Source organism: Pseudocolwellia sp. AS88, assembly GCF_030551755.1.
In the GTDB taxonomy this organism is placed as follows: domain Bacteria; phylum Pseudomonadota; class Gammaproteobacteria; order Enterobacterales; family Alteromonadaceae; genus Pseudocolwellia.
Window position 1 is genome coordinate 54,812 of the sequence record NZ_JAUPEC010000027.1, and the last position, 11,482, is coordinate 66,293.

The 11,482-nt window shown below is 35.4% G+C and carries 8 protein-coding genes and 3 tRNA genes; 8 read left to right on the plus strand and 3 right to left on the minus strand.

Annotated elements, in window-relative coordinates; genetic code table 11:
- Positions 1-151: 151 nt before the first annotated feature.
- A complete protein-coding gene (locus Q5N69_RS15895) occupies positions 152-1,054 on the minus strand; it encodes an RluA family pseudouridine synthase (protein ID WP_304370072.1) in 903 nt (300 codons plus the stop codon).
- Between the two features lie 168 nt (positions 1,055-1,222).
- Between Q5N69_RS15895 and Q5N69_RS15900 the strand changes: the two genes are divergently transcribed.
- Together Q5N69_RS15900 and Q5N69_RS15905 are read left to right on the plus strand one after the other, a co-directional pair.
- Entirely contained in the window at positions 1,223-1,564 is a 342-nt protein-coding gene (locus Q5N69_RS15900; RefSeq protein WP_304370073.1) for a ribonuclease E inhibitor RraB, read from the plus strand.
- A gap of 28 nt (positions 1,565-1,592) precedes the next feature.
- A complete protein-coding gene (locus tag Q5N69_RS15905) occupies positions 1,593-1,808 on the plus strand; it encodes a hypothetical protein (protein WP_304370074.1) in 216 nt (71 codons plus the stop codon).
- A 235-nt stretch (positions 1,809-2,043) separates the two neighbouring features.
- Here the strand turns inward: Q5N69_RS15905 and Q5N69_RS15910 are convergent, their stop codons facing one another.
- Positions 2,044-3,375, minus strand: a complete 1,332-nt coding sequence (locus Q5N69_RS15910; RefSeq protein WP_304370075.1) for a dicarboxylate/amino acid:cation symporter — start codon at positions 3,373-3,375, stop codon at positions 2,044-2,046.
- 169 nt (positions 3,376-3,544) lie between these two features.
- On the opposite strand from Q5N69_RS15910, the gene Q5N69_RS15915 reads away from it, so the two are divergent.
- The gene (locus tag Q5N69_RS15915; RefSeq protein ID WP_304370076.1) at positions 3,545-5,854 is read left to right on the plus strand and encodes an Ig-like domain-containing protein; all 2,310 of its coding nucleotides are present in this window, start codon (positions 3,545-3,547) and stop codon (positions 5,852-5,854) included.
- An 87-nt stretch (positions 5,855-5,941) separates the two neighbouring features.
- Here the strand turns inward: Q5N69_RS15915 and Q5N69_RS15920 are convergent, their stop codons facing one another.
- The gene (locus Q5N69_RS15920) at positions 5,942-7,051 is read right to left on the minus strand and encodes an arginase family protein (RefSeq protein WP_304370077.1); all 1,110 of its coding nucleotides are present in this window, start codon (positions 7,049-7,051) and stop codon (positions 5,942-5,944) included.
- A gap of 395 nt (positions 7,052-7,446) precedes the next feature.
- Between Q5N69_RS15920 and topA the strand changes: the two genes are divergently transcribed.
- The 5 genes from topA to Q5N69_RS15945 all read left to right on the plus strand — a co-directional run bounded on the left by topA (position 7,447) and on the right by Q5N69_RS15945 (position 11,482).
- Complete coding sequence (gene topA / locus Q5N69_RS15925) at positions 7,447-10,119, plus strand: type I DNA topoisomerase (protein ID WP_304370078.1); 2,673 nt, start codon at positions 7,447-7,449, stop codon at positions 10,117-10,119.
- Between the two features lie 631 nt (positions 10,120-10,750).
- Complete coding sequence (gene csrA / locus Q5N69_RS15930) at positions 10,751-10,948, plus strand: carbon storage regulator CsrA (protein WP_304370079.1); 198 nt, start codon at positions 10,751-10,753, stop codon at positions 10,946-10,948.
- Between the two features lie 143 nt (positions 10,949-11,091).
- Positions 11,092-11,183, plus strand: a tRNA-Ser gene (locus Q5N69_RS15935).
- A gap of 61 nt (positions 11,184-11,244) precedes the next feature.
- Positions 11,245-11,321 (plus strand) — tRNA-Arg (locus tag Q5N69_RS15940).
- An 84-nt stretch (positions 11,322-11,405) separates the two neighbouring features.
- Positions 11,406-11,482 (plus strand) — tRNA-Arg (locus Q5N69_RS15945).

Here is an 11,482-nt window from a genome sequence, read left to right on the forward strand (position 1 = left end):
ATATTACATGTAAAGTACTTTGATGGTTCTTTAATCTATTAATAAATAATTCTTTTTATTGAATGTTATAACATTCATTATCCCGAGTTGAAGTTACGTAATAAAAGCGACGTCTTTAAATTTTAAAATACCTTATTGTATCTAGTTCAAGTTATTGGCTTAAATGTGAAGGTAATAATTCATCAGGTAAACGAAAGGTTTTAGTTTCTAAGCTTATTGGGCAAACAAATACCAGTGAGAATGCACATAACTGCAAATCTATATCTTTACTCATTTTCTCTTTTAATAAATCATCTCTTTTACTATCCCCGTGTAACCTGTCTCCAACAACGGGCATTCCTATACTTGCAGCATGAAGTCGTATTTGATGCTTCCTTCCTGAATCTATTAGTACATCAATCAAAGATGTATCAAGGCTTTCATTATAGCTTTTACAAGTAAACTGGCTTTTAGCATTTTTGCCATCAACTTGTGTTGTTATTATTTCTGGTTGAGAGTGACTTCTATGATCTCCATGGATCAAAATTAAGTAGCGTTTTTCTAGATGATGCAGCTCAAACATTTTGCTGAAGGCTTGAGCCATCTTTTTTGTATGAGCGATAATAATGAGGCCAGATGCTGCACGATCTAATCGATGTACAATAAAAACAGCACGCTCTGGTTGAAGATGAGTTTGCGCCCAACGTGCAATTGTACAATGATCGCTCCACTTTGAACCTTGAGATAGCATGCCATAAGGTTTATACCAAACGCTATATTCGCCCATGTCTTCAATTAACTTGGCTTCATTCGGTACTTGATTAAGTACATCTTGGTTATAATAAAAATGTAATTCATCACCTTGCTTTAAAGATTTTTTTATTCGACGAAAGCGTTGGGTAGATTTACCTCGAGTTAACCAAAGTGCACCTTTATTTATCGCCTTTTTAAGGTCGGCAATGCTTATATTACAAACAGCTTCTAATTCTAATAAGGCATTAGTGGTTTCTGATGTTACAACAATATGTTTTTCGAAGATTTGCCTGTCAGCTAAATGATCTTTTGAAATGCTCAAGCTAAGCCTTTAAATCAATTTAAATAAAAATATTAATGCTAGTTTACCAAACAAGGCAATGACCTGTCGTATTTTTGATAGTATTATTTAACTGAGCTTGAATTCATGTGATTTGTAAATCATGTACTTGTCGAGTAATACAAAAACTAAAATTTATTAAGGTATAAAATGGAACGTGATTTAGCGCTTTTTCCACAAGATGAGATTGGCGAATTTTTATGGAATGCAGTGAGTGCAGGTCATGATATCAACCAAGAAAGAGAGATTGAGTTTACAGTTATTTTTAAATCCCATGAGCAAGCGCTTAAATTTGGTCATTTATTATTAGAAAATAACCAAAAACTTTCTTTGTGTTCATTTGATGGAAATCCAGAACATCCGTGGGAAGTTACGGCTTATCCATTTATTAGTGCATCATATGAAAATATCATTTCATATAGGCATTTATTAACAGAAAGCTCAGCACCTTTTGAAGGTGTTTTTGATGGCTTTTATTTTCAAGTAAATTAATAATAATTTTCGATAATTGAAGAGTGATATGATTGATATTAAGCAGTTTGACGAGATAAAAAAAACAAGTGCAAGGTCTTTTAATGATCAAAAAGCATTAATAAAAAAAATCATGGCTGGAAGAGTAATTCCATGTGACAGTTGTGGCACAACAATAAAACTAGTTTTACCTGAACAGTCAGAAACGCCAGGCTTGTATTGTGATAAAGGCTGTACCGATATCGCTTTAGATTTTACACTCTAAAAGAATGGTTTTGTGCTTGTATGAAGGCTTTATAAAGCTTGAGAGGTAAAAACTCTAAACGTTTGTTTAACTTTACTCTTTGCTTGATCTAATTAATTTTATCATTCGACATTTTTTCGTCATCTTATCTCGTTTCTAGTAAATATTTATTCTTGAAATTGCTCAAATAAAAAGACCTGTTACGATAAAATAACAGGCCTTAGTTTATGTTTGTACAAGTTTTAAGGTTTAATCGTTAACTAGCTTTAGAATCAGCTTCTTCGTCTTCTTGACCCGCATCCATGTCATAGAAAACATCTTCATCAAATTGCTTTTCAGATTTACCAACAATAACCGTAACCATACTATCGCCTGTCACGTTAACTGCTGTTCTTGTCATATCAAGCAGTCGGTCAACACCAATAATCAAACCAATACCTTCAACAGGCAAGCCTACTTGATTAAGTACCATAGCAAGCATGATGAGCCCTACACCTGGAACTCCGGCTGTACCAATAGAAGCGAGTGTAGCTGTTAGTATTACAAGTAAATAGTCTGACAAAGTTAAATCTACATTGAATACCTGAGCGATAAATACTGTTGCAACCCCTTGCATTATGGCTGTGCCATCCATGTTAATGGTTGCACCTAAAGGCACAGTAAAAGAGGCGATAGAGTTTTTAACACCTAATTTTTTAGTTGCTGTTGCCATAGTGATTGGTAATGTTGCATTACTACTTGATGTTGAAAAAGCGAATATAGCGGTATTACGCATTTTTCTGAGAAATATTAAAGGATTTAAGCCTGTTAATAATTTAAGAATTACAGGGTAGGTAATAGTTGCATGTAAAACTAAAGCAAAGAAAACCACAAGAAAATACTGGATCAAATTACCAAATGTTTCTATAGATACATCAGTGAATAAGCCCGCTAATAAACAGAAAACACCATAAGGAGCTATGTTCATTAACATAGTAACTAAGCGCATAATAACAGTACTTAAATCTTCAAATAAGCTAGTAATTCTTTCGCCCGCTTTACCTGATAGAGCAATAGCTATACCAAACAATAATGCAAAAACAATAACTTGAAGCATATTCCCATTAGCAAACGCTGAGAATGGGTTCGTTGGAAACATTTGAATAATTACTTGAGCTAAAGAAGGTGCTTCTCTACTTTCGAAAGTCGTGTTAGCAATCATATTTACGCCTTCGCCAGGATTTACTAACAAGGCTAAGAACATGGCAAAACTAATTGCTATCGCCGTTGTGATCAAATACAAGCCAATAGCTTTACCACCAATACGTCCTAACTTAGATGTATCTTTTAAAGAGCAAGTGCCACAAATTAAAGAAACAAATACTAATGGAACAACTAACATTTGTAAGCTGGCGACAAAAACTTTACCACCTACCTGAAATATTCCATCAACTAATAATCCTCTAAGAGAAAGGTCGAAAATATAAAGAGGGATAACAAAATCAGACTTATTAGGCATCAGCATTTGTAATATAAAGCCGAGAATGATGCCGGCAGCCATACCTATAACGATGCGAGTGGTTAAACTAGCGCTTTTTTTATTTGACATATTTTATGGATTTTTTATTAATTAAAAGAAGATTTTAATAGATTATCAGTAAATGCCATTATTAAAAAGCTAACGATTGTTAGTTTTTTTAATAAGGTAGTGACCTTTTTGTGTTTTTTCAGTTAAGATGACAAAGTTGATAATAAAATTTACCAGGGAGATGCTTTTTATGGCGCTACTTCAACGCTTTAGTTTAGTTATACTACTTTTTACGTTAGTAGCTTGTGGCGGTAGTGAAGGTAGTTTTACAAACACTGACACGGATACCGATACGGACACTGACACGGATACTTCTTTAGTCACCATGTCTTTGGATATTTCAGATACGAATATTTCTGATACTAGTCCTGCTTTATTAAGTGCTACCGTATTATCGGATGGAGAACCTCTTTCTGGTGTTTTAGTTACATTCGCGCTTAATGACGGGTTTGAAACTCTTGCTACATTTGCACCTGAATTAGGTACTAGTATTACCAATGATACAGGTGTTGCTACTATTATTCTTAATTCTGGCGGTACTGCTGGAGCAGGTACAGTGACTGCTAGCATTACTTTTGATGGCGATGATGGCGAAATTATAGCGACCACTTCCTTTAATAGTGCAGGCGATGCCAATACTGGCACAACACCTGATGTGTCAAACATTTCATTGTTTGCTAGCAGTCAACAAATTGCATCAAGTGGTGCACAAGAAGTCACCTTGTCTGCAATCGCTAAAGATGCAAATAATAATTTATTAGAAGATGTAAATATCACCTTTGCTGCTAGTTCTGGTGGAATAGAAGTTGTTGACGGCATAACAGGGCCTGATGGTAAAGCAACAGCCACACTTACCGTATCTACAGACTTATCTAATCGAATTATAAATGTTACAGCATCTACCGCACAATTTTCTGATACTGTAGATGTTGAAGTTGTGGGTACTGATGTTCAGTTAACAGGCTCATCATCACTTGCTATTAATGATTCAAATAATTTTATTGTTAAGGTTGTTGATTCAGATGGCGAAGGCATTGGAGGTGAATTAGTCTCTTTATCGACAAGTGATTCCTCAAGTACAGGAACTGTTGCTAACATCACAATTCCAGAGTCTGTTACAACCGACTCTACAGGACAAGCAATTGCTACAGTTATTGGTGCATCTGGCGGAGAGAATTCTATTATCGCGAGTGCACTAGGTGCTTCAGTGACTCAAGTTGTAACTGTTCAAGCGGATTCTTTTTTATTTACTTCTTTTGGTGACGGTAATGGAACAACTATAAACCTCACAACACAAGACTTGTCTGCTATTCCTGATGTTTTATTATCAGATACAGCTGAAATTAGCTTAACTTGGACTAGAAGTGGAGTTCCTGTTGTTGGTGCTGATGTTAATTTTACAGCTACACGTGGTAATTTAACTACCGTTTTAGGGACTACCGACAGTAATGGTCAAGTTTCTACTTCGTTAGCCTCTTCTAATGCAGGTAATTCTTTAGTTACATTTAATGGTGTTGATGGCGATATTGCATTAACAAATGAATTGGAGTTTGAGTTTGTTGCCGAAACTGCTAGCACTATTGTTGCTCAAGCTTCACCTAATTCAATTGGTCCAAATGGACAAACATCTATTATTTCAGTTGTAGTTAAAGATGATGATGGTAATTTAGTTAAAAATAAAACCATTAAGTTTAACTTAGATGATGTGACACGTGGCGAAATATCACCTGCAACAGCTGTTACAGATAGTAATGGTAATGCATCAACAGTTTATACTTCAAATACTGTGTCTGCTCAGGATGCTGTTTCTATAAATGCAGAAGTAATAGATACTCCTTCGGTATCTGATACAGTTACACTAACTGTTGCGGATAGAGAATTATTTATTACTTTAGGTACAGGTAATAGCATTGAAGAAATAGATGTGACTAACTACAACAAACAATTTAGTGTTTTTGTTACTGATGTAGATTCTACACCAGTTGAGGATGTTGAGTTGACTGTATCTGCTGTACCTAACGCTTATTATAAAGGTGAGTGGATCAGAACCTATGATACAGCAGGCACTTTTTTACGTTGGGCTACTGCAATAAATGTAGTCAAAGATGAGCTTGGTAATGTAACGGCCTATGATGATGGTGGTTTTAGATGCGTAAATGAAGACACTAATGTTAATGGTATTTTAGACGCAGGCGAAGATATTAATGGTGATGGTGTTTTAACGCCAGGTAATATAGTTGCAGCTCTTGGTGATATAGTGACTGATGATGAAGGTAAAGCGATTGTTGATATTCGTTATCCACAAAGTCATGGTAGTTGGGCAAATATAAATTTGATTGTATCAGCTAAAGTTAATGGTACTGAAAGCTTTACACAAACAGTTTTTACATTACCCACTTCATCTGAAGATATTCTAGATGAAGATGTAACACCACCAACATCAGGGACTGGTTTAAATAGTCCTTTTGGTGCTGCTAGTGACTGTAGTGTTGCAAATTAAACTCACTATTTAGTATACAAAAAAAGCTCCCTCGGGAGCTTTTTTAATGTCTTAAATTCAAGAGAAAATTAACATTTAAATTAGGTATTAATTTTTCGCCATCTCACTAATTAAAAAAGCAGAGATCTCTGCACATGCTGTTAATGTTTTATTTCTGCTTTCTTCACCTAAACCTGAACTATCTGTAAAAGGTGCTATTTCCATCATGTCAGCGCCAGTGATTGGATATTTTTTTCCTAGAGACTTAAGTATCTTCATTGTATCTGCCATATCCATACCATCTGGTTCAGGCGTACCTGTCGCTGAAGCTATCGAAGCATCTAATGCATCAATATCAAAGCTTACATAAAGCTCATCAATTTTTTCATTCTTTAGTTGAGCAAGAATATTTTGAATAATGTTATCAACACCATTTTCTTTTATTTCATGTGACCAATGTTGCTTAACTCCGAAAGTATTTTCCCAATGTGATTTAGGTCGTCCGCTTGAACGAATACCTATTTGGATTAAATGACTGTGATCATGTAAATCGTCTAAGATGTGTGTACACCACGAGCCAAAACATAAATCTATGCCTAAGCGCTCCACTAGTAGGTCTGTGTGCGCGTCAAAATGGATTATAGCAGCACGAATACCTTGTTTCTTTTTAGCTTGTAAATAGGCCTTTGTGAGCGGATAGCTTACAGAGTGATCTCCGCCGATACCAAATATGCCTTTTTTAGGGAATTCAGCATAAAAGTCATGCAATACATCTTCTGTAATCGTTAACGGACTAACTGGGTAAATACTATTTTCATCTTGATATAATGCTTTTCTACAATTTGAAATGGTTGCTTCATTTAAGTATTTGTCATGTAATAAATGTGGGATAACGCGCACATCGCCTAAATCGAAAGCATTCAAACCTTTATGTTGTTCTAGTAATGTAGAGCGAACAAATAGAGGCCCCCAATTAGCGCCTCGTAAAATTCCACCACCACAATCAGAAGCAATACCCAGAATTACAGCACTCGATGCTGTTGGTAAGTTATCTAATGATGATGACCATAATTGTTCAATGTTTTCTGTTTGTCCGAATAGGGCTTGATGTAACTGTTCTTTTCTTTCTTTAGCCGTGTTTACTGTAAAAACTCCGTTACCAGGAGGACATAAACATTGCGTGAATTTATTTTTTATATTTGTCCATGATGAAGTCATATGAAATCTCGTTGTGTTTTTATATTACAAATATCAAAAGGAATAAATGTAGGGGAATTTGGCGATTCATTGTTTTTTAAGGGCTGTAATAGAAAAATAATGAATTATTATTTTTATTTGCCCTTATTTTTTATATTAAAGTCGATTATGATTACGCCAGAAATTACTCCAACATTATAACCAAAAGCATGAGGTCAGGCGAATTTAATCATAATATTTGCTTGTTACTTTGCTTTTTTACAGATATATCTAATAGTAATTAACACTTTAATCATCTATTTTATCGTAAACTTGTTCTTAAATATTGGTTGCTCGCCTAATTACTGAACAAATTTAACTCAACATATAATACCTAATTGATTCACTTCAGTTAGTGACTAGGAATTTATAATCATATGGGAAAATCTCTGGTAATTGTCGAATCACCAGCTAAAGCGAAGACAATTAACAAGTATCTTGGTAAAGATTTCATTGTGAAATCTAGTGTCGGTCATGTTCGTGATTTACCTCATGGAAGTACGGGTAAAAAAGTTGCTGCAAAATCTCCTGCTGAAGTTCGTAAAATGGCACCTGCAGCAAAAGCTAAGTATAAAGAAAAAAGAGATAAAGAAGCTTTAGTTAATCGTATGGGGATTAACCCTGATAAAGATTGGGAAGCTAATTATCTGGTTCTACCTGGTAAAGAAAAGGTAGTTAACGAATTAACCAAATTAGCTAGTACCGCAGACACTATCTATCTCGCAACCGATTTGGATCGCGAGGGAGAAGCAATCGCGTGGCACTTAAAAGAGTTAATTGGTGGTGATGATTCCAAGTTCAAACGTGTTGTTTTTAATGAAATAACAGAGAATGCTATACAGCAAGCCTTTTCAACGCCGGGCGAACTAAGTATGCCTGGAGTTAATGCCCAACAAGCACGTCGATTTTTAGACCGTGTTGTTGGCTTTATGGTAAGCCCTTTACTTTGGAAAAAGGTAGCTCGTGGTTTATCTGCGGGCCGTGTTCAATCAGTTGCTGTTAAATTAGTTGTTGAAAAAGAAAGAGAAATTAAAGCTTTTGATCCTAAAGAATTTTGGGAAGTTACGGCTGACACAAAAACAAGTACAGGTTTAGATTTTGAATTAGATGTAACTCACGATAATGGTAAAGCTTTTAAACCAACCAATAAAGCTGATACAGATAAAGCTTTAGCGGTATTAAAAGATGCTACATATACGGTTGATAAACGTGAAGATAAACCTTCAAAAAGTACGCCGTCAGCACCATTTATAACATCAACGTTACAACAAGCTGCAAGTACTAAACTGGGCTTTGGTGTAAAACGTACTATGGGACTTGCTCAACGTTTGTATGAAGCGGGGCATATTACTTATATGCGTACCGATTCAACAAACCTAAGTAAGGATGCTGTTGAAACTTGTAGAAATTATATTTCTGATACGTTTGGTGAAAATTACTTACCTGAAAATGCAAAAGTTTATAGCAGTAAAGGTAATGCTCAAGAAGCGCATGAGGCCATTCGTCCATCTAATGTGAAAATGGAATCAGCCTTCATGGAAGGTATTGAAGCCGATGCTAAAAAGTTATACGACTTAATCTGGCGTCAGTTTGTTGCGTGTCAAATGACAGCAGCGAGATATACAGTAAGTACATTAACCATTGGCGCTTCAACCTTTAACTTGAAAGCTAAAGGTCGTGTAATGCAATTTGATGGTTGGACCCGCGTTCATCCTCAATTGTCTAAAGGTGATGATAAGCATTTGCCAGATTTATCGGTTGGCGAAGTCTTAACACTTGAACAGCTTAATCCAACACAACACTTTACTAAGCCACCAGCACGTTTTGGTGAAGCATCATTAGTTAAAGAGTTAGAGAAGCGTTCTATTGGTCGTCCGTCAACGTATGCATCGATTATTTCTACGATTCAAGATCGTGGTTATGTACGTTTAGATAAAAAACGTTTCTATGCAGAAAAAATGGGTGAAATTGTTACCGATAGTTTATCTGAAAGTTTTGATGATCTGATGAATTATGACTTTACTGCTAACATGGAACAAAAGCTTGATGAAGTTGCTGGTGGTAAAGCAAATTGGAAAGATGTTTTAAATAAATTCTACAGCAACTTTACCAAACAACTGAGTTTAGCGGATAAACCTACTGAAGAAGGTGGGATGAGAAACAACGAACCTGTTCTTACCGATATTGATTGTCCAACATGTGGGCGTAAAATGGGTATAAGAACCGCTTCAACGGGTGTGTTTTTGGGCTGTTCTGGTTATGCTTTACCTCCGAAAGAACGTTGTACTAAAACAATGAATCTAACTCCAGGTGAAGAAGCTGTTAGTGTTTTAGCTGAAGATCAAGAAACTGAAGCTTTACGAGCGATGCACCGTTGTAAGAAATGTTCTACAGCGATGGATAGCTACCTAATTGATGAAACTCGTAAATTACATGTTTGTGGTAATAACCCTGTATGTGATGGTATTGAAATAGAAAAGGGCGAGTTCAAAATTAAAGGCTACGAAGGTCCTATTCTAGAATGTGATCGTTGTGAATCTGAAATGGAGCTTAAATCAGGACGTTTTGGTAAGTACTTCGATTGTACTAATGAAGAGTGTAAAAATACTCGCAAGCTATTAGCAAGTGGTGAAGCTGCTCCACCAAAAGAAGACCCAGTACAGTTACCTGAATTACCTTGTGAAAAGTCTGATGCTCATTTTGTTTTAAGAGATGGAGCGGCAGGTATATTCCTAGCTGCTAATACTTTCCCTAAATCACGTGAAACTCGAGCGCCTAAAGTTGAAGAGCTTCTAAGGTTTAGAGATAGAATTTCATCTAAGTTTTATTATTTAGCTGATGCTCCAGCCAAAGATCCTGATGGCAACTTAGCTATTGTTCGATTTAGTAGAAAAACTAAAGAACAATATGTAATGACTGAAGTTGAAGGTAAAGCAACAGGGTGGACTGCAAAGTATATTGACAACAAGTGGGTTGAAGAGGCTAAGAAAAAAGCCGTAAAAGCTAAAGCAAAGCCAAAAGCTAAACCTAAAGCGAAAAAAGCAACATAAGACTTGTTTATATCATTAGCAATCTTTATTAAGCGCCTCAGGGCGCTTTTTTATTGCTTTAATTTTAAGGTGACAAGTGAACTTTAGTATTTAACTAAGGTCATATTTTAGTAACCTCAATTAAGTTTGGTGGGAATATTATTTTAAGAAGTATCAGATTTAAATAAACCTACCTTGTTAATGTTTTATGTATTGAATTTATTCTCATGAAATACAACATAGGTATTTATTAAGTTAATTAACTATTTAATTTATAAATCTGGGCTAAAGTTAATAAGGTCAGCTAAAGCTTTAGCCTTTAAGAATATATAAGTTTGTTAGATTAAATAAAAAACAGATTGTTGTTTTTATCATCTGGTCTTATGAGTTATTACGAAATAATATACAAAAAACAAAAATATTGGTATTTATTGCATCAATAAGGTTGTTAATATATGAGATAATTAGATAAAGCTTTTTTATTTTTAATATTTTGCATATTAGTGGTGCTGACGTATTAAAAATGGTTATTTATATAAAATTTTAACTTTTTTGTGTAGATATAGTGCTTTATCGTAATTTTTGAACTAAATTTAAATTTATTACTAGCTTATAAATATTTAGTGGATCCCGAATAAAAAAGGAAATTAATATGTTGATTTTAACACGCCGTGTAGGCGAGACTCTTATGATTGGTGATGAAGTTACCGTTACCGTTTTAGGTGTTAAAGGTAATCAAGTACGAATAGGTGTAAATGCACCGAAAGAAATATCAGTACATCGAGAAGAAATATACATGAGAATTCAATCTGAAAAAGACAATCCAGAGTCTGCAGGTAATAAATTCTAATTATGTAATAAGCCGACAATAGTCGGCTTTTTGCTATTTTATGTTTGAAAATTAAACGTGTTGCTTGAAATCTCAGCAAACAGAAAAAAAAATTAAAAAAGTGTTTGACTTATTTTCTGAATCCATTAGTATTCGCAGCCATTGGAGAGGTGGCCGAGTGGCCGAAGGCGCTCCCCTGCTAAGGGAGTAACTGGTTTATCCCGGTTCGAGGGTTCGAATCCCTCCCTCTCCGCCATTATTCTTAATGGTTGTGAAAGTTAGATATCTTTAGAACTAGATATAAAAAAGTTTTATGAGGGCGCGTAGCTCAGCTGGATAGAGTACCTGGCTACGAACCAGGCGGTCGCAGGTTCGACTCCTGCCGCGCCCACCACTTTTCTTTAAGTGATAAAATAATAAAGACCGAGAGTACGGTGAACACTTATCTTTTAACGTAGATATAAAACAAGTTTTATGTGGGCGCGTAGCTCAGCTGGATAGAGTACCTGGCTACGAACCAGGCGGTCGCAGGTTCGACTCCTGCCGCGCCCACCA